Annotated in this window: 22 protein-coding genes; 12 read left to right on the top strand and 10 right to left on the bottom strand. The window is 75.2% G+C overall.

All coding sequences use genetic code 11. The features are described from left to right. Positions 1-55 precede the first annotated feature (55 nt). Positions 56-892, bottom strand: coding sequence for an undecaprenyl-diphosphate phosphatase (locus ACQ452_RS13205; protein WP_433393547.1), 837 nt, complete (start codon positions 890-892; stop codon positions 56-58). Further along, positions 889-1941 carry an LLM class F420-dependent oxidoreductase gene (locus ACQ452_RS13200; RefSeq protein WP_433393545.1) on the bottom strand — a complete coding sequence of 351 codons (1053 nt, stop codon included), beginning with the start codon at positions 1939-1941 and terminating at the stop codon, positions 889-891. Before ACQ452_RS13200 ends, ACQ452_RS13205 begins: the two co-directional genes overlap by 4 nt. A 177-nt stretch (positions 1942-2118) precedes the next feature. On the opposite strand from ACQ452_RS13200, the gene ACQ452_RS13195 reads away from it, so the two are divergent. Next, entirely contained in the window at positions 2119-3090 is a 972-nt protein-coding gene (locus ACQ452_RS13195; RefSeq protein ID WP_433393543.1) for an aldo/keto reductase, read from the top strand. A 57-nt stretch (positions 3091-3147) separates the two neighbouring features. Here ACQ452_RS13195 and ACQ452_RS13190 read toward each other — a convergent pair whose 3' ends face one another. From ACQ452_RS13190 to ACQ452_RS13180, 3 genes are read right to left on the bottom strand one after another with little or no spacing between them, the layout of a single operon-like run. Continuing rightward, positions 3148-4047, bottom strand: a complete 900-nt coding sequence (locus tag ACQ452_RS13190) for a hypothetical protein (protein WP_433393541.1) — start codon at positions 4045-4047, stop codon at positions 3148-3150. A gap of 22 nt (positions 4048-4069) precedes the next feature. After that, positions 4070-5119 carry a WXG100 family type VII secretion target gene (locus ACQ452_RS13185; protein WP_433393539.1) on the bottom strand — a complete coding sequence of 350 codons (1050 nt, stop codon included), beginning with the start codon at positions 5117-5119 and terminating at the stop codon, positions 4070-4072. Next, positions 5116-5445, bottom strand: coding sequence for a hypothetical protein (locus tag ACQ452_RS13180; RefSeq protein WP_433393537.1), 330 nt, complete (start codon positions 5443-5445; stop codon positions 5116-5118). The genes ACQ452_RS13185 and ACQ452_RS13180 overlap by 4 nt, the downstream gene beginning before the upstream one ends. 93 nt (positions 5446-5538) lie before the next feature. On the opposite strand from ACQ452_RS13180, the gene ACQ452_RS13175 reads away from it, so the two are divergent. The 3 genes from ACQ452_RS13175 (at position 5539) to ACQ452_RS13165 (ending at position 7142) form a co-directional block, all read left to right on the top strand. Then, the gene (locus tag ACQ452_RS13175) at positions 5539-5958 is read left to right on the top strand and encodes a YbaB/EbfC family nucleoid-associated protein (RefSeq protein ID WP_433393535.1); all 420 of its coding nucleotides are present in this window, start codon (positions 5539-5541) and stop codon (positions 5956-5958) included. Then, a complete protein-coding gene (locus ACQ452_RS13170; RefSeq protein WP_433393533.1) occupies positions 5955-6866 on the top strand; it encodes an SseB family protein in 912 nt (303 codons plus the stop codon). The genes ACQ452_RS13175 and ACQ452_RS13170 overlap by 4 nt, the downstream gene beginning before the upstream one ends. Before the next feature lie 84 nt (positions 6867-6950). Beyond that, positions 6951-7142 carry a DUF5703 family protein gene (locus ACQ452_RS13165; protein WP_433393531.1) on the top strand — a complete coding sequence of 64 codons (192 nt, stop codon included), beginning with the start codon at positions 6951-6953 and terminating at the stop codon, positions 7140-7142. A gap of 48 nt (positions 7143-7190) precedes the next feature. Here ACQ452_RS13165 and ACQ452_RS13160 read toward each other — a convergent pair whose 3' ends face one another. Both ACQ452_RS13160 and ACQ452_RS13155 read right to left on the bottom strand, forming a co-directional pair. Beyond that, positions 7191-7841 (bottom strand): hypothetical protein, encoded by a 651-nt coding sequence (locus ACQ452_RS13160; RefSeq protein WP_433393529.1) that lies wholly within the window; start codon positions 7839-7841, stop codon positions 7191-7193. Between the two features lie 60 nt (positions 7842-7901). Next, a complete protein-coding gene (locus tag ACQ452_RS13155) occupies positions 7902-9224 on the bottom strand; it encodes a M20/M25/M40 family metallo-hydrolase (protein ID WP_433393527.1) in 1323 nt (440 codons plus the stop codon). 171 nt (positions 9225-9395) lie between these two features. On the opposite strand from ACQ452_RS13155, the gene ACQ452_RS13150 reads away from it, so the two are divergent. The 3 genes from ACQ452_RS13150 to ACQ452_RS13140 all read left to right on the top strand — a co-directional run bounded on the left by ACQ452_RS13150 (position 9396) and on the right by ACQ452_RS13140 (position 11383). Next, positions 9396-10004: a hemerythrin domain-containing protein gene (locus ACQ452_RS13150; protein ID WP_433393525.1), complete on the top strand. Its 609-nt coding sequence runs from the start codon at positions 9396-9398 to the stop codon at positions 10002-10004. A gap of 121 nt (positions 10005-10125) precedes the next feature. Continuing rightward, complete coding sequence (locus ACQ452_RS13145; RefSeq protein WP_433393523.1) at positions 10126-11121, top strand: LysR substrate-binding domain-containing protein; 996 nt, start codon at positions 10126-10128, stop codon at positions 11119-11121. Between the two features lie 19 nt (positions 11122-11140). Then, the gene (locus tag ACQ452_RS13140; protein ID WP_433393521.1) at positions 11141-11383 is read left to right on the top strand and encodes a hypothetical protein; all 243 of its coding nucleotides are present in this window, start codon (positions 11141-11143) and stop codon (positions 11381-11383) included. 50 nt (positions 11384-11433) lie between these two features. On the opposite strand, the gene ACQ452_RS13135 is transcribed toward ACQ452_RS13140, so the two are convergent. The 3 genes from ACQ452_RS13135 to ACQ452_RS13125 are packed head-to-tail and all read right to left on the bottom strand — an operon-like array spanning position 11434 to position 14520. Next, positions 11434-11784: a DUF3140 domain-containing protein gene (locus tag ACQ452_RS13135; RefSeq protein WP_433393519.1), complete on the bottom strand. Its 351-nt coding sequence runs from the start codon at positions 11782-11784 to the stop codon at positions 11434-11436. Continuing rightward, positions 11784-11951, bottom strand: coding sequence for a hypothetical protein (locus ACQ452_RS13130; RefSeq protein WP_433393517.1), 168 nt, complete (start codon positions 11949-11951; stop codon positions 11784-11786). The genes ACQ452_RS13135 and ACQ452_RS13130 overlap by 1 nt, the downstream gene beginning before the upstream one ends. A 13-nt stretch (positions 11952-11964) precedes the next feature. Continuing rightward, positions 11965-14520, bottom strand: coding sequence for an ATP-dependent Clp protease ATP-binding subunit (locus ACQ452_RS13125; RefSeq protein WP_433393515.1), 2556 nt, complete (start codon positions 14518-14520; stop codon positions 11965-11967). Positions 14521-14648: 128 nt separating this feature from the next. On the opposite strand from ACQ452_RS13125, the gene ACQ452_RS13120 reads away from it, so the two are divergent. From ACQ452_RS13120 to ACQ452_RS13100, 5 genes are all read left to right on the top strand, one after another. Beyond that, complete coding sequence (locus ACQ452_RS13120) at positions 14649-15056, top strand: hypothetical protein (RefSeq protein ID WP_433393513.1); 408 nt, start codon at positions 14649-14651, stop codon at positions 15054-15056. Between the two features lie 124 nt (positions 15057-15180). Next, on the top strand, positions 15181-15441 hold the full coding sequence (locus tag ACQ452_RS13115; RefSeq protein WP_089000636.1) for a hypothetical protein: 261 nt from the start codon (positions 15181-15183) through the stop codon (positions 15439-15441). A gap of 8 nt (positions 15442-15449) precedes the next feature. Beyond that, positions 15450-16838, top strand: a complete 1389-nt coding sequence (locus tag ACQ452_RS13110; RefSeq protein WP_433393511.1) for a hypothetical protein — start codon at positions 15450-15452, stop codon at positions 16836-16838. Next, positions 16831-19500 (top strand): FtsK/SpoIIIE domain-containing protein, encoded by a 2670-nt coding sequence (locus tag ACQ452_RS13105; RefSeq protein ID WP_433393509.1) that lies wholly within the window; start codon positions 16831-16833, stop codon positions 19498-19500. Before ACQ452_RS13110 ends, ACQ452_RS13105 begins: the two co-directional genes overlap by 8 nt. Next, a complete protein-coding gene (locus ACQ452_RS13100; protein WP_433393507.1) occupies positions 19497-20162 on the top strand; it encodes a hypothetical protein in 666 nt (221 codons plus the stop codon). Before ACQ452_RS13105 ends, ACQ452_RS13100 begins: the two co-directional genes overlap by 4 nt. Positions 20163-20230 lie beyond the last annotated feature (68 nt).

The raw sequence follows: 20230 nt of genomic DNA, 5'->3' as shown, positions 1-20230 counted from the left end.
CGCGCGTCGGCCCCCGACCCCACACGGGGGACGGAGGCCGACGCGGACCGGAGGCTCAGGTGGCGCTGATGGTGCCCGTCATCAGCAGCGCCAGGACCAGGGTGCCCACCGCGACCCGGTACAGCACGAAGACGTACAGGGTGTGGTGGGCGACGTAGCGCAGCAGCCAGGCGATGGCCGCGTACCCCACGCCGAAGGCGATGACCGTGGCGACGATCATCTGGGCGAGGCTCGGCACCGAGGTGCCGGCCGCCGCCGGCTCGAAGACGTCACCGACGCTGAAGATCCCCGACATCACCACCGCCGGGATGGCCAGCAGGAACGAGTAGCGCGCCGCCGCCTCCCGGGTCAGGTTGAGCAACAGCCCGGCGGTGAGTGTGCCGCCGGAGCGGGACACCCCCGGTACCAACGCCATCGCCTGGGCGAAGCCCATCACCACGCCGTCGCGCATCCGGAAGTTGACCAGGGTACGGCTCTGCCGCCCCCAGTACTCGGCGAAGGCCAGCACGAACGCGAACACGATCAGGGTGGTGGCCACCAGCCACAGGTTGCGCCCGGCGGTGCGGATCTGGTCCTTGAACAGGAAACCGAACAGCCCGATCGGGATCGAGCCGATGATGACGTACCAGCCCATCCGGTAGTCGAGGCTGGAGCGCACCGAGGAGTCCCTGATGCCGACCAGCCACGTCCGGGTGATCCGCCAGATGTCCTTGGCGAAGTAGATCAGCACCGCCGCCTCGGTGCCCAGTTGGGTGACCGCGGTGAACGACGCCCCGGCGTCGCGGTCGAAGAAGATCGCCGAGGTGATCCTCAGGTGACCGGAGGAGCTGACCGGCAGGAACTCCGTCAGCCCCTGCACGATGCCCAGGACGATGGCCTCGACCCAGGTCACTCCCCGACTCCCGAGAGGTCGAGCGCCTCGGCGACGGTACGCAGGGTCTGCACGCCGCTGTCCCGGTCGGCGGCGAAGAGGCTCACCGACAGGGTGGTGACACCGCTGGCCGCGTAGTCCCGCATCCGCTCGGCGATACGCTCCTTCGGGCCCAGCAGCGACGTACGGTCGATGAACTCCATCGGCACCGCGGCAGCCGCGTCGCGCTGCCGCTTCGTCAGGTAGAGCTCCTGCACCTCGTTGGCGGCCTCGCCGTAGCCCATCCGGGTGGCGAGCTGGTTGTAGAAGTTCTGCTGCCGGCTGCCCATGCCGCCCAGGTAGAGGGCCGCGTACCAGCGGACCAGCTCGGCGCAGGTGGCGATGTCGTCACCGACCACCACGGGCACCGACGGGACCACGTCGAAGCCGGCCAGCTCCTTGCCGGCCTTCGCCCGCCCGGCCCGGACCGACGCGAGCTGCTCCTCGGCGAACTCGGGGGCGTAGAAGACGGCAAGCCAGCCGTCGGCGATCTCGCCCGCCAGCTCCAGGTTCTTCGGACCCACGGCGGCGAGATAGATCGGGATGTGCTCGCGCGGCGGGTGGAAGCCCAGCTTCAACGCCTTGCCCGGCCCGTCGGGCAGCGGCAGGGTGTAGAACTCGCCGTCGTACGCCACGCTCCTGCGCGCGACGGCCAGCTTCACGATGTCCACGAACTCTCGGGTGCGCGCCAGCGGCTTGCCGAACCGCACGCCGTGCCAGCCCTCGGAGACCTGCGGGCCGGACACACCGAGGCCGAGGCGGAACCGGCCGCCGGAGAGCGCGTCGATGGTCGCCGCCGTCATCGCGGTCATCGCCGGGGTGCGGGCGGGGATCTGCATCACCGCGCTGCCCAGGTCGATGCGTTGCGTCTGACCGGCCATCCAGGCCAGCATGCTCGGCGAGTCGGAGCCGTAGGCCTCCGCCGCCCACACCACCGAGTAGCCGAGCCGGTCCGCCTCCTGGGCGAACGCCAGATGGTCGGCCGGCGTGCTCCACGCCGTCTGGTATCCGAGGCTGAGCCCGAGTCGCACTAGGTCCTCCCCCATAAGCACCGCAGGTCGCATCAGGTTACGCAATGCCGCAAGACGCGGCGCGCGCCGGCTCTCACCCCCACCGGGGCCGTCCGGACGGTCGGAAACGCGACGCGCCCGGCAGAGTTGACGGGAGCGAGGATATCGGCGGGGCCAGGTTCGAAATAGGGTTCACCCATGCAACAGCGACCGCTCGGCCGAAGCGGGCTGGCGGTTTCGCGGCTCGCGCTCGGCACCATGACGTGGGGCCGGGACACCGACGCCGACGATGCGGCCGCCCAGCTGAAGAGTTTCCTCGACGCGGGCGGCAACCTGGTCGACACCGCCGACGTCTACGGCGACGGCGACGCCGAGTCGGTGATCGGGTCGCTGCTGGGCACCCTGGTGGCCCGCGAGGACGTGCTGATCGCCACCAAGGCCGGGCTGCGGCCGGGCCCCGGCCGGCGGCGGGACGCCTCCCGGGGGCACCTGCTGCGCACGCTGGACGCCTCCCTGCGGCGGCTCGGCACGGACCACGTCGACCTGTTCCAACTGCACGGCCACGACCCCGACACCCCGCTGGAGGAGACCCTCGCGGCGCTCGACCACGCGGTGTCCAGCGGCCGGGTCCGCTACGTCGGGGTGTCGAACCTCTCCGGCTGGCAGACCGCGCGGGCGGCCGCCTGGCAGACCGCCTGGCCGGGGCGCGCCCCCGTGGTGGCCACGCAGGTGGAGTACTCGCTGCTGGAGCGGGGCGTGGAGCGCGAGGTGCTGCCCGCCTGCGAGGCCCTCGGGCTGGGGGTGCTGCCCTGGTCGCCGCTGGGACGCGGGGTGCTCACCGGCAAGTACCGGCACGGCCGGCCCGCCGACTCGCGGGCCGCGTCGCCGCACTTCGAGCGGTTCGTCGCCACCTACCTGGAGCCACGCTGCTCCAGCATCGTGGAGGCGGTCGCCACCGCCGCCGGCGGGCTGGGCGTCTCGCCGGCGGAGGTGGCGCTGGCCTGGATCCGCGACCGCCCCGGGGTCGTGGCCCCGATCCTCGGCGCGCGCACCGTCGGGCAGCTGCTCGGCGCGCTCCAGGTCGAGCGGATGACCCTGCCGGAGGAGATCGTCACCGCGCTGGACGACGTGTCGGCCGTGCCGGTCGGCTATCCCGAACGCGACAGCTGACCCCCCGGGCGCCGCCGGCTCGCGGCCCGGGCGCCGGCTTCTCGGCGGGATGGCGGCTCACGGCGGGGGGCGCCGGCCGGGCAGCTCGCGGACGGCGGCGAGGAAGCGGGACTGGTCGTCGCGGGTGGCCGGGTTGACGATCCGGATCCAGGACCCGTCGTCGAACACGAGGGTGGACGGAAACTGCATGAGCCGGGTCGCGCCGTGCTCGCAGTCGACGCGGGCGACCCGCCGCCGCGGGATGCTCCAGAGCACCTGGGGGCGCCGCCGGTCCGCACGGTCGGGGTCCGGGCGGCGGCCCATCCGCAGCAGGTGCAGGTGGGTGTCGGTGACCGCGAGCGGGGTGCCGGTGTAGCGCTCGAGGAAGAGCAGCAGGCTGCCGGCGAGCGTCGCCAGGTCACCGCTGAACACGTACCGCCGCCGGTAGGCGATCTCGGCGAGCTGGTCCGCCAGCGGGCGGTGGCGGCTGAGCCGGAACAGCGCCCGGAACGCCTCCTGCTCGGCGGTGAGCGGCAGCGGCTGCCGGGGCGCGGCGGACGGCGCGGGCTCCGGCTCGGCCGCCGGCGGCGAACCGGCGGCGAGCACGGCGGCCCGGCCGGGCAGCAGCAGGACACCCGCGGCGACCCGTACGGGCGTCAGCACCGCGTCCACCCAGGCGACCGGGTTGACGACGTTGAGCAGACCGAACAGCGCGCGCGGGTCGAGCGCCTCGGCCAGCTCCGCGCCCACCCGGTCGGCGAGCTGGTCGCCGGCCCGGTGGTTCTCCGGGGCCCGCACCGGCGCCAGGCCGACGTAGCGCAGCTCCTCGCCGGGCAGCAGGGGCGCGACCAGGGCGCGCTCCGGCTCGTCGGTGGTGCGGAACTCGTCGCGCAGCTCGCGGGCCTTGTCCCGGGCGGCCCGCGCGCCGCCGAACACCGCGTCGGTCAGCCGGCCCAGCCGGCCGCGCCCCTCGGACACGTTCCACCCCCTCGATCGGCCGTCAGCCGCCGGCCGCCGGCTGCCCGAAGACATTCTGGTCGACCCACTCGGCGCCGCCCCGCACCGCCGCGTCGACCTTGTCGTCGACCGGTCCCGCGCCGGGCACCGACAGGCCGGAGACCAGTGCGACGCCGCCCCAGGCGACGCCGTGCACCACGGAGTTCGGGACGTTCCACGGCAGGTTGGTGGCCCAGTCCCGGCCGATCATCCGCGCCCCGTCGGCCACGCCGTGCGCCCGCAGCGCGCCCATGCGTTCGAACGTGGACATGTCGAACGGCGTGCCGGACTTGCCGAGCTTCCAGCTGCCCTTCGCCGGGTCCGTGAAGCTGTGGAACCACTTGTCGGCGGCGCCGGCGTCGCGGCGCTTGTCGGCGTACTTCTGGCCCGTGCGCAGCGCCTTCTGCTTGTCGACCAGCTTGTCCAGGTGGTTGCGCAGCTTGCGCAGGTACAGCAGGACCCGCTGCAACAACCGGACGACCTTCTGCAGGTGCGCCGCCAGCGGCCGGATGATCCGCAGCATCCGGGTCAGCGCGATCATGCCCCTGGTCACCCCGAGCGCCACGCCGGCCGCCCAGGACGCCCCGGCGGTGAACGGGGCCATCACCAGCGCCGTGACCAGCGTCACCAGCAGGAAGTTGACGAACTCGACGCAGACGTCGACCAGCACGTCGTGCACCATCTGCAACGCGTCGGCGACGCCGCGCAGGTATTCGGCGGTGGCGGCGAACTGTTCGGCGACGTCGCGCAACTGCTGCTCGACGTCGGCCATCCGCCTGCCGTACGCCTCCCCCGCCGGGGAGCGCCAGCCGACCTGCTCGGCCTCGCGTACGCCGCGGTGGCGCACCGCCACCTCGCGTACCTGCCCGGCCAGGGCGTCCCACTCGGCGGCCTTGGCGCGCAGCACGACCGGCTCGCCGTCGACGAGGTCGACGAGCTGGATGAGCGGCCAGGCGAGGGTGCGGCAGACGCTGTCGACGACCTTGTCGACGCCGGACAGCGCGCCGTCGATGCCGTTCCAGAGCTCGACGGCCGTCCCCGCCGGTCCGCTCACCGGGGCGGCCCGGCACCGATGGCGCGGAAGGACCCGTCGATGTCCCGCTCGGTGCGCTCGTAGGCCTCGGCCGTCGCGCCCAGCGCGTCGCCCACCCGCTCGAACGCGTCGTGGCCCGAGCGGAACAGCTCCATCCCGCCCGTGGCCTGCTCGGCGTACTTCTCCTCGAGCAGGTCGCTGACGAACGGCAGCCGCCCGAAGGCGCCGCCCGGGATGTCGCCGGCGGCCATGATGCGGCTCTCCAGCGCGGTCAGCGAGGCGGCCACCCGCTGGGCGGCAGCCTCCAGCCGACGCACCGCCTGCACGTCGACGTCGATGTCAGGCACGCCGTTCCTCCCCCACTCGCCCGGCGGGACGACGATACGATCATGGGGCGGCCGGCCGCCACCCCCGGGCGGCAGCACGCACGGGAGGTTCTGATGTCCGACCCGCTCTCCGCGTTCGACGGCCTCGCCGGACGGCTCGCCGACATCGAGCGCCGCTTCGCCGGGCTCGCCGACGACCTGGACGAGCTGAGCGGGACCGCCACCGACGACAGCGCACTGGTGTCCGCGACCGTGGCCGCCACCGGCGAGCTCACCGGGCTGGACATCGCGCCGACCGCCCTGCGGGTGGGCACGCAGGACCTCGCGGCGATGGTGTTGCAGGCGTACCGGCAGGCCCGCGCGGCGGCGACCGCGCAGCTCGACGAGCGCACCGAAGGGCTCGACGCGACGCTCGGCGCGAGCCTGAACCAGATCTTCGGCGCCCCCGGCGACTTCGCCTCGCTCGGCCGGCTGGACGAGGCCATGGGACGACTCGGGCGGCTCGAAGGACGCACCCCGCGGCCCCCGGCATGACGTCGCCGGGCTGGTCCGACGTCGCCGCCCGGCTCCACGACACGCTGTCGGGCTGCGCCCGCGACACCGACCTGGAAATCGCCGCCGGCCCCCGCCGGCTGCACCTGATGGTCCGCCGCGACGCCGTGCGCGGGGTCTGCCCGCCCTACGACGAGCGGGGCCTCGCCGAACTCGGCTGGCGGGCGCCGCACGGGGCCGGCGGCTGGTGGTACGAGACGCCACGCAACGCCGAGGGCCTGCGTTGGTGGAGTGGATTCGCGGCGCGGACCGCCGCCGTGGTGCTCACCACGGAGCCCGGCGCGCTGTCCTGCCAGATCCTCCCGCCCACCGGCCCCCGGGTCCGCCCGGAGCCGACCGTGCCCCGCGCCCGGGCGGAGCCGACCGCGCCCCCGAGCGGGGCGGGACACCCCCCGGTGGCGGGCCGGGCCGAGCCGGCGCCCGGGGCCGCGGCGCTTCCCGCGGGCCCGCGCGGCACCGACGCCGAGCAGGTGGCGGCCGGCCCTCCCGGCCAGTCGGGGGACGGACCCGTCCCGCCCGGCCAGGGCGTGCTCGACCTGCTCGACGACGCCGGCGCGCGGCGAGACCTGCCCGTCTACCTCGGCATCCTCGCCGCCGCGGCGGTCTGCGTACCGCTGGCGGCCGAGCCCGGACCGGAGGGTGACGTGCCGTGGACGGTCGTCACCGACCCGACCGGCGCGCCGCTGCTGCCCGTCTTCACCTCCCCGGACGCGCTGACCGCCTTCGCCGGGCCGGGGGTGCCGTTCGTCGCCGTGCCCTGCGCGGACCTGCTCGCCCGGTGGCCCGACCCGGCCTGGGGCCTGGTCGTGGACGCGGGCACCCCGCGCGCCCTGGCCCTGGGCGCGTCGTCGCTGGCCGCCCTGCTCGCCGCCAACCCACCGACCGGCTGACCGTCCGTCGGCCCCCGCCCCGGGCGGCGCGGATCACCGGCGATGGGGTGGCGCGGGGCCCCGGGGCTGGGCAGCATGGTTGTCATGGACTACGAGTACGCGCCGCTGCGGTTGCCGCCGAACGTCGACCGGTCGACCGCCGCGGCGCAGTTGGCGATCCAGGCGGAGTTCTCCGGATGGGAGCTGGCGCGGGTGCGGCTGTACCGCGACGGCACCCGGCAGGTGGTGCTGCGCCGCCGTCGGGTCAACCAGCCGCAGCCGGGACTCTCCTACTGACCACGCGCCCGGGGCCCGACCGGACGGTCAGGCCCCGGGCGGCACCGCCTAGTGGGCGTGGTCGTGCTCCTCGTCGAGCTCCATGAACGGGTGCTCGTCGAGCCGGCCGACCAGCCGGTCGTCGGCGGCCGGCTGGAACGGGCCGACCGCGTCGTCGTCGTCGAAGGACTCCAGGTCGACCGGGGTGCCGACCTCGCTGACCATCACCACGCCGTCGAGGGGCTCCAGCTCCGGCACGTCCAGCGCGCCGAGCGAGCCGTCGCCGCTCTGCAGCAGCTCCAGCACCGCCTCGCCGACACCCTCCACGGGCTCCGCCTCGTCCTCCGCCGGGGTGCTCTCCCGCCGGGCGGCCTCGGCGACGCGGATCAGCGCCGACACGCTCGGCACCCGGTAGTCGCGCCGCTGGCGCACCGAGACGATCCGCGGGTGCGGGTCGGTGGGCTCCTCCCCGTCGGCGCCGAGGCGCTGGTCGCCCACCTCCGGGTCGATCGCCTCGACGTCCCACGGGGTGACCTCGCCGAAGGCGTCCAGAAGTTGCTCGTCGTACGCGAAGGACGCGTTGTTGAGCGCGAGGTACGCCTGCCAGACGTCGTCGTCGTCGATGCGGCCCTGCGCGGCACGGACGGCGGCCAGGTGGTGGCGGGCCGCATCGATCACGCGCTCGAGGGCGGCGTCCAGCTCACCGTGCTGGTCGGTCATGTGGGTAAGTCCCTTCACGATCAGAGATTCACGCCGCGGCACCGGGGGTGCCGAAGCGGGTTAGCAGGTGCGGAGGAACCGGTCGAGAACCCGCACGCCGAACTGTAGTCCGTCCACCGGAACCCGCTCGTCGATGCCATGGAACAGCGCGGAGAAGTTGAGGTCGGCGGGCAGCCGCAGCGGCGCGAAACCGAAGCAGCGGATGCCGAGCTGCGAGAACGCCTTGGCGTCGGTGCCGCCGGAGAGCATGTACGGCACGGGTCGCGCGCCCGGGTCCTCCGCGCGCAGCGCGGCGGACATCGCCTCGACCAGGTCGCCGTCGAACGTCGTCTCCAGCGCCGGCTGACGTTGCACGTACTCGATGGCGATGTCCGGGCCGACCAGCTCGCGCAACTGCCGCTCCAGCAGCTCCGACTGCCCCGGCAGGCTGCGGCAGTCGATGGTGGCGGTGGCCCGGCCGGGGATGACGTTGTCCTTGTAGCCGGCGGCGAGGCGCGTCGGGTTGGCGGTGTTGCGGATCGTCGCGCCGATGATGTTGGCGATCGGCCCGAGCTTGGCGATGGCGGTCTCCGGGTCCTCCGGGTCGAGCTCGATGCCGAGCAGGTCGGAGACCTCCTCGAGGAAGGCGCGCACGGTGTCGGTCACCACCACGGGGAAGCGGTGCCGGCCGATGCGGGCCACCGCCTCGGCGAGCGCGGTGACGGCGTTGTCGTCGTGCATCATCGAGCCGTGCCCGGGGCGGCCCTTGGCGTGCAGGCGCAGCCAGTCGATGCCCTTCTCGGCGGTCTCGATGAGATAGAGCCGCTGGCTGTCGTTGACCGAGTACGAGAAGCCGCCGACCTCGCCGATGGCCTCGGTGCAGCCGTCGAACAGGCCGCGGTGCCGCTCGACCAGGAAGTGCGCGCCGTAGTCGCTGCCCGCCTCCTCGTCGGCGGTGTAGGCGAGCACGATGTCGCGGGGCGGGCGGACGCCGGTGCGCTGCCAGTGCCGCACCACGGCCAGCACCATGGCGTCGAAGTCCTTCATGTCGATGGCGCCCCGCCCCCACAGGTAGCCGTCGCGCAGCTCACCGGAGAACGGGTGCACCGACCACTCGTCGGCGTCGGCGGGCACGACGTCGAGGTGACCGTGCACCAGCAGCGCCCCGCGGCTCGGGTCGGCGCCCGGGATGCGGGCGATCAGGTTGGCCCGGCCGGGCGCCGACTCGTGGATGACGGGCTCGATGCCCACCTCGGCCAGTTTCTCCGCCACGTACTCGGCGGCGAGGCGCTCCCCCGCGCTGGTGTCGTTGTCCCCGGTGTTGGTGGTGTCGATCCGCAGGAGGTCGCGGCAGAGGTCGACGACCTCGTCGGTGGGGTCGGGTCGGGCGGCGTCGCTCGTCATCGGTATTTCATACCAGCCCAGGGGCCTGATCAGGTCGCCCGATCCGCCGGTTCCCGCCTCGCGGTGGGGGCGGCCGGCGACCGGGCCCGGTTTCGCCGCCGGTGCGCCCGGGTACCGCCGGTCCCGACCGCGCCCCACCACGTGCTCCGCCCGCCACCAGAGGAGGGCAACATGACCGTTCCCCTGCCACCGCTGCCGCCCGCCGGAGAGGACGAGGGCTTCCGGCCGGGCGGGCGCAGCATCGCCGACATCGTCGACGCCGAGCACCGGCAGCTGCGGGAGCTGGTGCTACGGCTCACCGGCCCGGGCCCGCAACCCGCCCCCGCGCGCGGCCTGCCGGTGCTCACCGCGGCGCTGTCGCGGCACCTCTCCGCCGAGGAGCAGTACCTGCTGCCGGCCGTGCGCAGCGCCCGGCCCGACACGGCGGACCGGGTCGACCGGGCCCTCGCGGCGGACCGGGCCCTGCTCAGCGCGCTGCAGGGGCTCACCGACGACGGGCTCGCCGACGTCGCCGCGCTGGTGCACCGCCACGTCGAGGAGGCCGGCGCGCTGGTCGCGGCGCTGCGCGAGGTGGCCAGCGCCGAGGAGCTGATCCGGCTGGGCAACCGGCTGGAGATCGCCGAGGAGGCGGCCCCGACCCGCCCGCACCCGGGCACCCCGACGACCCCGCCCTGGAACCGCGTCGTCGAGCCTGCCGTGGGCGTGGTCGACAAGGTCCGCGACGCCGTCACCGGCCGGCCCACCTACCTGGCCGACCTGACCGAGCCGCCGCCGGGTTGAGCCGCCGGGGCGGCCCTGGCCGCCGCCCGGCGCGGCGGGCCCCCGCGATCCCGCAAACATCGGAGGTCGTTGATGCCTCCAGGGCCTTCCGTCGATCGCTGCGGGGTCATACCGTCACCGTATGAATCTGGAGCTGCGACACCTGAGGGTGGTCTGCGCGATCGCGGAGACGGGGAGCGTGACCAAGGCGGCATCGACGCTCGGCCTGGCCCAACCGGCACTCACCGCCCAGCTCCAGCGCATCGAGCGGACCCTGGGCGGGCCTCTGTTCGAACGGGACCGCCGGGGCGCGCGCCCCACCGTCCTCGGCGAGCTGGTGCTGGCCCGGGCCAGGGTGCTGCTGCCGGCGATGAAGGGCCTGCAGGACGAGGCGGCCCGGCTCGCCGGGGCCGGCGACACGCTCCACCGATACCGGTTCGGCGGGGTGAACAGCCCCATCCTCGGGCGGCTCGTGCACCGGCTCGCCGCCGAGCCACCACCGGCACAGATCACCACCCACGCCTCCTGGTCGGCCGACGAGCTGACCCAGCTGGTCGCCGGCGGCCGGCTGGACTTCGCGCTCATCGGGGTGTGCGGCGACGCGGCCCCGCCGGCCGAGTGCGGGCTGAGCTGGCGGGAGGTGGCTGTCGACCCGGTGCTCGTCCTGCTGCCCGAGCAGCACCCGATGGCCGGGCGGGCCGAGGTGAGCCTGTTGGAGCTGCGCCGGGAACAGTGGATCGCCGCACCCGGCGACGGCTGCTTCGGCGACTGCTTCGCCGCCGCCTGCGCCCGCGCCGGCTTCACCCCCCGCAAGGTGTACGAGACCGACGTGCGCTGCTGCATCGACATGGTGGACTCGGGGGAGGCGATCGCGCTCTGCCAGGCCACCTTCCGCCCCGTCGCCGGGCTCGTCACCCGGATGCTGACCGGGACGCCGCTGCGCTGGCGGCTGATGCTGGGCTGGCACCCCGACTCCCCCGCCGCCCGGGACGCCGAGCTGGTGCTGCAGACGGCGCTGGCCGCGTACACCGACTCGCTGGCGGCCCACCCGGCGTACCTGGCCTGGCTGCTGCGCAATCCGGGCTACGGGGCGCGGCGGCTGACGACCGCCGGTGCCGAGGGGGTGCGAACGGCGTGACGCCGGGTATCAGGCGGGCATGACCGATCTCTACCCCGCCGCCGACGACCGGGAGATCCTCCGGCAGGCCGCCGCCGCGCACACCGCCGCCGTCCGCGACATGGAGGCCTTCCTGCGCCGCCTGCCCGAGGTGCCCGACCCGGCCGACGTCACGGAGTACGCCAACCTGCTGACCCGCGAGGCACAGACGCTCGCCGACCGCGAGGCGGCGGCCGACGCCGCGGGCCTGACGATCGGCAGCCTGGAGAGCGAGCACGGGTGAGCACGACGCCGGCGGCGCCCGGGAACACCCGGGCGCCGCCGGTCGGCCGGTCAGCGTTCGACGAGGACGTCGTGGCCCAGGTCGAGCAGGGAGTGCCGCCACCGGTCGTCGGCGTTGCCGCGGGGCGGCTTCTCGTCCAGCCGGGACTGGATCTCGTCGATCGCATCCCGCATCACCTCGATGTCCTCCCCGGTGAGGTCGACCTTGCGTTTGGTCAGCACCCGCAGGATCCGCCGCCCCAACGCGGGCAGGTCGAGATCGGGGTCGGGCCCGAACGCCTCCTCCCCGGAGCCGCGGGTCAGCAGCCACTGCCGCAACTTCTCCGACGGGACGTTGACCTGGGCGTGGAAGTCGTCCCAGAGCACCTCCACCTCGGGTTCGATGCGCTGCTCGCGTACCATCAGCCCTCCTCTCGACGGCGGCGGTCGGGCTCCGCCGGCTCCGGGTCGTCACCCTGCTGGCCCACGCCCTCCGGTGGCACCCGCACCCGGGTGGGGTTGGCGGTCGGCGGGGCCACGATCGGGTCGGACCGGTCGGTCTCGTCCCGGTTCTCCTCGGGTTCGCTCATGGCCGCCCTCCGGTCATCGGGGATGTGACGTGGTGGCCGCCGCGTGGCCGCGCTCGCCGGCGGCCACGTCGAAGGTGAGCCGCCCGTCGCGGGCGTCCACTGTGACCTTCTGCCCGGGTGAGATCGCCGATTCCAGCAGCATCCGGGAGAGATGGTTGTCCACCTCCCGCTGGATGACCCGGCGCAACGGCCGGGCGCCGAACTCCGGCTGGTAGCCGTGCTCGGCGATCCAGTCGACGCCGGCGGTGGTGAAGTCGACACCGATGTCCTGCGCGTGCAGGCGCCGGCGGGTCTCCTCCAGCAGCAGGCCGGTGATCTGGCGCAACTGCTCGGCCTCCAGCCGGCGGAAAATGATCACCTCGTCGATGCGGTTGAGGAACTCGGGGCGGAAGTTCTCCTGCAACCGGCGCATCAGCCGCTCGCGCAGCTCGTCGCGCTCCTGCTCGCCGCCGTCGGCGCCGGTGCCGAACCCGACGGCGCGCTGGGCGCCGCTGATCAGCTCCGAACCCAGGTTGCTCGTCATGATCAACACAGTGTTCTTGAAGCTGACGGTGCGGCCCTGGCTGTCGGTGAGCCGCCCGTCGTCGAGCACCTGCAACAGGATGTTGAACACGTCGGGATGGGCCTTCTCGATCTCGTCGAGCAGCACCACCGCGTACGGGCGGCGGCGCACCGCCTCGGTGAGCTGGCCGGCCTCCTCGTAGCCGATGTACCCGGGCGGGGCGCCCACGAGCCGGCTGATCGTGTGCCGCTCCTGGAACTCGCTCATGTCCACCCGGACCATCCGGTCGGCCTCGCCGAACAGCGCCTCCGCGAGCGCCCGGGCCAGCTCGGTCTTGCCGACACCCGTGGGCCCGAGGAAGAGGAAGCTGCCCATCGGACGGTCCGGGTCCGCCAGCCCGGCCCGGGACCGGCGGACCGCCTCGGCGACCGCGGTGACCGCGTCCTCCTGGCCGACCACGCGCTCGTGCAGGTGACCCTCCAGGCGCAGCAGCCGGTCGCGTTCCTCCTCGGTGAGCTGGCTGACCGGGATGCCGGTGGCCCGGGAGACCACCTCGGCGATCTCCTGCGTCCCGACCGCCGGCACCTGCGAGGAGACGCCGTCGTCGCCCCGGGCGCGACCCATCTGCTCCTCCAGCTCGGCGAGCCGGTCGCGCAGCGCGGACGCCCGCTCGTACTGCTCGTCGGCGACGGCCTGCTCCTTGTCCCGGCGTACCTCGTCGAGCTGGTTCTCCAACTCCCGCACGTCGGAGGCGGGGGTGCGGGTACGCAGCCGGACCCGGGCGCCGGCCTGGTCGATCAGGTCGATCGCCTTGTCCGGCAGGAACCGGTCGGTGACGTAGCGGTCGGAGAGCTCGGTGGCGGCGACGAGCGCCTCGTCGGTGAACCGCACCTGGTGGTGGGCCTCGTAGCGGTCGCGCAGCCCGCGCAGGATCGCCACGGTGTCCTCGACGGTGGGCTCCGGCACGAACACCGGCTGGAACCGGCGGGCCAGCGCCGCGTCCTTCTCGATGCTCTTGCGGTACTCGTCCAGCGTGGTCGCGCCGACCACCCGCAGCTCGCCACGGGCCAGCGCCGGCTTGAGCATGTTGGAGGCGTCCATGCCGCCCTCGCTGCCGGACCCGCCCGCCCCGACCAGGGTGTGGATCTCGTCCAGGAAGACGATCAGCTCCTCACGGTGGGCCCGGATCTCGTCGATGACCTTCTTGAGCCGCTCCTCGAAGTCACCCCGGTACCGGGTGCCCGCCACCAGGCCGGCCAGGTCGAGCTGGATCACCCGCTTGCCGAGCAGGGTCTGCGGCACGTCGCCGTCGCAGATCCGCTCCGCCAGGCCCTCCACGATCGCGGTCTTGCCGACGCCCGCCTCACCGATCAGCACCGGGTTGTTCTTCGTCCGCCGGGACAGGATCTCGATGGCCTGCTCGATCTCGTCGGCCCGGCCGATCACCGGGTCGATCTGGTCGTTGCGGGCCAGGTCGGTGAGGTCCTGGCCGTACTGGTCCAGGGTGGGCGTGCCACGGTCGGGCTTCGGCCCGGTCATCGGCCCGCGCTCGGCGCTGGCCGCCTGCAACGACTCGGGCTGGATCCGCCCGGCGGCGAGCATCCGCCCGGCCGGGGACTCCGGGTTCAGCGGCAGCGCCATCAGGATGTGCTCGGGGCCGATGTAGTTGGCGCCCATCGCCCGGGAGAGCTGGTGGGCGTCGAGCAACGCCCGCTTGGCCGCCGGGGTGAGCGACAGGTTGGGCGGCACCTCGCCCCCGGGCGCCCCGTCGCCGCGCCCGCCGAGCGCGTTGAGCAGCGTGTCCGGGTCGGCGCCGGCGCGGCGCACGAGGTCACGCAGCGGCTCGCGTTGCAGCGCCGCCCAGAGCAGGTGGTCGGTGTCGAGGTCGCTGCTGTGCCGCTGGGCGGCCCGACGGGCCGCGTCGGCCAGCATCTCCCTGGCGTCGGCGGTCATCAGTCGGGTGATGTCGACCCGGTGTGCGGGGCGGCGCCCACCCTCACCCCGGCCGAAGTACCGGGCCAGGAACTCGTCCCAGGGGTCGGAGCCGAAGTCACCGGGTCCCATCATGTCTGTCCTCCGCAGTCGGGTGCGACACGGTCGCCAGGGGCTACCCGACGCCCGCCCCGACAAACGCCCTGCGCCACCCGCCGGGGTGGATGCCCACCGACGGGCCGGGCGGGTGGCAGGCTGGCGGGATGGAGCCGACGACGCCGCTGTTGATCGTGGACGCCGCCAACGTGGTGGGTTCCCGCCCGGACGGCTGGTGGCGCGACCGGGCCGGCGCGACCGTCCGGCTGCGCGACTCGCTGGCGGCGGTCCGCGCCGCCGGGCTCCCCCCGGAGCTGCCGCCGGCGGTGGAGGTGGTGCTGGTGGTGGAGGGCCGGGCGCGGGACGTGGCGGGCACCGCCGCCGTCCGGGTGGTCGCTGCCCCCGGTTCCGGGGACGACGCCGTCGTCGAGCTGGTCGCCGCCGCGCCGCAGCGCCGCCGGCTGGTCGTCACCGCCGACCGTGAGCTGCGGGAACGCGTCACCGCGCGGGGCGCCGAGGTGTACGGGCCGAGGTGGCTGCGGGAGCGGATCGGCGCACCCGGACAGTCCCGTTGACCGGACCGATGCCCCTTCCGGTCGACAACCGGTCAGCGGGGCGGGAACACTGACAGGACGGATTTTCTCTCACCGTGAGGGATAGGCTGTAATGGAGGCCTCCCCGCCCCCAGGAGGTTTCGCCGTGGCGAGCGTCGCCGAGCTCAAGGCAGCCATCGATGTCGCGCTGCAACAGATCGGCGACGGCCAGAGCGCCGTGCAGGCGGCCGGCGAGAAGCTGGCCGAGGCGCAGCAGACCCTGGCCGGCGCCCTGGAGGGCAGCGGGCACGAGACGGTCGAGGCGGCCCAGTCCTCGCTGACCCAGGCCAGCCAGGAGCTGGAGGAGTGCCTCGCCGCGACACTCGTCGCCGTCGAGCAGGCGCAACTCTACGTCGCGACGCTCTGAGGCCGGTCGTGTCCATCGTCGAGGACATCGCCGCCCAGGTCCGCGCCGCCGCCGACGACCTGCCGGTGGCGCAGCTGGCCCTGGCGTTGGACAAGTTCGGCGCGGCCGCGGAGCGGCTGCGCTGGGTCCGGCAGGAGTCGGCCAACCCGATGGGGGTGCCGGAACTCTCCGCCGCCACCGAGCACGCCGAGACCGCCGGGTACGCGCTGCGCGTCGCGCAGGAGCAGTTGTCGGCGTACCTGGCCGCGATCGGGCTGGCCGCCGACGGCTCCGCACCCCCGGGAGCGCGGGAGGAGCAGCGCCGGCCCGCGCACGACGCGCCGCGCAGGGCGGCACCGGGTGCCGCCGCGCCGGAACCGGCCGCTGGGCCCGCCCCCCGCCGCTGGTGGTCGGTACGGGTGGCCGAGCTGACGGGCGGCCGGGAGGGCCAGCCCGACGAGCCCGCCGAGCACGTCGACGACCCTCGGGAGCTGCTGCGCCGGGTGGTCGGCGGGGTCCGCGCCGGCGACCGGGGCCGGCTGCACACCGAACTGCGCCGCGCGCACGCCGACGTCGGCCTGGGCCTGGCCGCGGTGGCCCCGCCGCTGCTGCGCGAGCTGGCCGGGGAGCTGCTCGGGCACCCGCCGCGCGCGGAGGATCTCGGACGGTTGCACCGCGAGCTGGACGGCCGGGTCCGGGACCTGTTGCCCGGCCTGCCCCCGGCGGTGCTGGACACCCTGCTGACCCGGGTCTGCCGGATGCCTCCACCCCGGCGCGGCGAGGCGGAGCAGCCGCACGCCGCCGACCCGGCGGTCACCGCGGGGGTGCTCACCGGGGTGCTGCTGGACCGGCTCGGCCGCGACCTGCCCACCGACGACGAACGGGCCCGGCGGGCCGAGACCGCCCGGCAGCAGCGCGCCACCGCCGGGCGGGACCGACAGGACGAGACCGCCCGCAACCGGGCCGACGACGCCGACTGGCAGCGCCGCGCCGCCGCCGCGCAGGGCCGGGTGGCCGCCGGGCGGGAACGCGTCGCGGTGGCCCAGGACCGGGCGGCGGCGGCCCACGACCAGGCCACCGCCGCCCGGGAGCGGGTGGCCGCGGCCCACGACCAGGCCGCGGCCCGCGACCGTGCCGAGGCCGCCCGCGACGCGGCAGCGACCCGGGACCGGGCGGGCGGCTCCCCGGGCGCGGACGACACCCGGCCGGACGGGGCCGCCGACGGCCCCCCGGCGGATCCGGGCGGCAGCCCGCCGGCGCGACGGGGCGCGGCGGCGGGCGGCGGGCGGCCGGGCGGCGAGGACGCGGCCGGCGGACGGCCGGCGGGGTCCGCCGGACGCGTCTGGTCGAGCCCACCCGCGGGCCGGCCGGCCGCGGGCGGCACCACGGACCCACGCGGTCGGGGCGTCGATGGCTGACCGGCGCACCCAGCTGGTCGCCCGGGTCCGGGGCATGCTCGGCGACGCCCTCGGCACGACCCGGGCCCGCCTGTCGACCGCCCAGGGCGAGCTGGCCTCGGCCCGGGAGCGGCTGGCGAAGGTCCGGCGGGCCGCGGCGGCCGTACCGGAGCGGGTGGGCGCGCAACGCGACCGAAGGCTGGCGGAGATCGACGACCGGCACGCCGCGCGGATCGCCGAGCTGGCCCGGCACGCGGCGGACGCCGCGCAGCGGGAGGCGCCCGGGGCCGCGTCGGCGGACTGGACGCGGTGGCGACCCACCCCGACCCGCCGGGCCGAACCGCCGGGTGCCCTGCGCATCGGCACCGTACGCATCCCGGGCGCCGAACCGGTGCCGGCGCTGGTGCCGCTGCTCGACGCCGGGCACGTCGAGCTGACCGACGGCGACCGGGCGGGCTGCGAGGCGGTGGTGTCGGCGCTGCTGCTGCGCGGCGTCGGTCGCGCCGACCCCGGCGCCGTCCGGCTGATCGGCTACGACCCGGAGCACCTGGGCGGTGGCCTGGCCGGCTTCGCCCCGCTGAGCACCGCCGGGCTGCTCACCTTCGTCGGCCCCGGCGGGCTGGCCCGGTTGCTCGACGACCTGGTGGAACAGATCCGCCGGATCAACGAGACGGTGCTGGCCGGGGAGTACGGCTCGCTGCGCGAGCTGGCCGCCGTCACCGGTCGCCGGCCCGAGCCGTGGCGGGTGGCGGTGCTGCTGGGCGGGGACGAGCTGTCCCGGCACGAACGCGGGCAGCTCGACCGGGTGGTGCGTACCGGGGCGGCCTGCGGGGTGCACCTGGTGGTCCGGGGCGTGCCGCTGCCGGAGGATCCCACCGTGACCCGGGTGGGCGCGCACGCCGACGGCGCCCGCATCGGCGGGCCGAGCGGCCTGCCCGTACGCCTCGACCCGCCGCCCCCGTCGACCCTGGTCACCGAGACGTGCCGGGAGGTGGCGGCGCGGGTCAACGCCGGCCCGGCCCCCACCCCGTTCACCGACCTGCTGCCGCCGGTGGAGCAGATGTGGCGGGAGAACTCGGGCGGCGGGCTGACCGCCCCGATCGGCGAGGGACCGCACGGCCGGCCCGTGCTGTTGACCCTCGGCGACTATCCGCCGCACGCGCTGATCGGCGGCCCGTCCGGCACCGGCAAGACGAACCTGATCTTCGCCTGGATCGGCGCGCTGGCCGCCCGCTACTCCCCCGCCGAGCTGGAGTTCTATCTGCTGGACTTCAAGGAGGGGGTGTCCTTCGCCCGGTTCGCCCAGGGTCGGCGGGACCCGAGCTGGCTGCCGCACATGCGGCTGGTCGGGATCAACGTCAACACCGACCGCGAGTTCGGCCTGGCGTTGCTGCGCTTCCTCGCCGAGGAGCTGCGCCGGCGGGCCGACGCCGCGAAGAAGCACGAGGTCACCAAACTCGCGGAGCTGCGCGCGGTCGACCCGACGGGGCACTGGCCGCGGATCGTCGCCGTGGTCGACGAGTTCCAGATGCTGCTGGCCGGGCGCGACGTGGTCGCCCGGGAGTCCGCCGACCTGCTGGAGGACCTGGCCCGGCGGGGCCGGTCCCAGGGCATCCACCTGGTCCTCGCCTCGCAGGACGTGCGCGGCATCGAGGCGCTGTGGGGGCGCCCGGCCCTGGTCGCGCAGTTCACGCTGCGCATCGCGCTGCCGAAGGCGTTGCGGATCCTCGCCGAACGCAACGACGCCGCCCAGTCCCTGCCGCGCCACCACGCGGTGGTCAACGCGGAGTCCGGCATGGCGGAGGGCAACGAGGTGGCCCGGATACCGTCGGCCAGCGACTGGGAGACGTGGAGCGAGTTGCAGCACCGGCTGTGGCGGATGCGGCCGCAGGACGCCGCACCGGCGCGGCTCTTCGACGGCGACGCGATCCCCCGGCTCGCCGACGCGCCGGACTTCCGGGCGCTGAGCGCGCCGGAGACGGGGCTCGCGCGGGCGCCGGTCGCGCTGCTCGGCGAGATCATCGACGTCCAGGCCCGCTCGGCGGTGCTGCGGCTGCCCCGGGCGCCCGGCCGCAACCTGGCGGTGCTGGGCACCCGGGTGGACGAGGCGTGCGCGGTGCTCGACGCGGCGGCCCGTTCCCTGGCCCGCCAGCACCGTCCCGGCACGGCCCGGTTCTCCATCGCCTGCCTCGACCCGGACGCCGACCCGGCCGCCCGAGCCCTCTACGACGACCTCGCCGACGACGCCGCCTGGTACGACGAGGAGACCGTCGGCGAGCTGATGGTCGAGGCCGCCGAGGGGCTCGAAGCGCCGGGTCCCCCGCACTACCTGCTGCTGTTCGCCGTCGACGCGGCGGCGGGGGCGCTGGCGGCGCGCGTCGGGCGGCGCAGCGGGCTGGAGGAGCTGCGCCGGATCCTGCACGACGGGCCGGAGCGGCGCACCCACGTGCTGGCCTGGTGGCGGGGGGTGGCCCGGATGCGGGCGGACCTGGGCGGGCCGGCCGCCCGGACGGACCAGATCGGCGCCTGGGTGGCGCTGGACGCCCACGGTGGTGAGCTGGGTTCGCTGTATCCGGGCACCGGCGGCCCGGACTGGTATCCCCGCCCGTGGCGGGGGTTGTTCTTCGACCGGTCGGTGCACCGCACCGGTCAGGTGATCATTCCCTACGGGCCGGCGCGATGAACGAACCGGTGACCAGTCAGTCGTACGTGGCCCAGATCCGTCGGCTGGCCGAGCTGAACGCCCGGCTGCGCGCCCAGCGGGCCGAGGCACACACCTGGCACGCCGAGCAGTGTGCCGCCGCCGAGCGGGCCGTCGCCGAGGCGGAGGCGGAGCTGCGGCGCGCGGAGCGGGAGTTGGTCGACGCCCGGGAGGAACAGGAGCGGGTGGACGCCGAGGTCGCCGAGCTGTGGCAGTCGCTGCGCGATCGGCTCGGTGGCGCGGGGCGGCGCGCGGGCGGCCCCCCGGCGCCGGCGGCGGGCGCGACGGGCGACCCGGCTGTGCTGCTGGCCGGCGTGCGGGACCTGCTCAACCGCACCCGCCAGCCGGGTGAGCTGCCGGCCTCGGTCAACCCGCTGCTGGCGTTGTGCGGGGTGGCCGGCGCGGTGTTCGCGTACGTACTCGGCGGGGCGGCCCGCGCGGCGGGCGAGCGGTACGGCGGCGAGTTGGGGGTCGGGCTGCCGGTGCTGGCCCTGGTGGTGACGCTGCTGGGCCCGCTGGTGGGTCTCGTGCCCGCGAAGCTCCTCGCCGACCGCCGGCACGCCGTGCTCGGCCCGCGGCCGATGACCGTCGTGCTCGTCGCCGGGCTGGTGACCACCGTCGCGTTGCTGCTGGCCGTCCGCTGATCCCGCGCCGCGCCGCACGTTGCCCCGCGCGGGGCGACCTACGGACCGGGCCGTGCCGGCCGACGTCG

This window comes from Micromonospora sp. KLBMP9576 (genome assembly GCF_050941805.1).
Taxonomy (GTDB): domain Bacteria; phylum Actinomycetota; class Actinomycetes; order Mycobacteriales; family Micromonosporaceae; genus Micromonospora.
The sequence above is the reverse complement of the archived record's forward strand: the minus strand, read 5'-3'. Positions and strand labels throughout refer to the sequence as shown.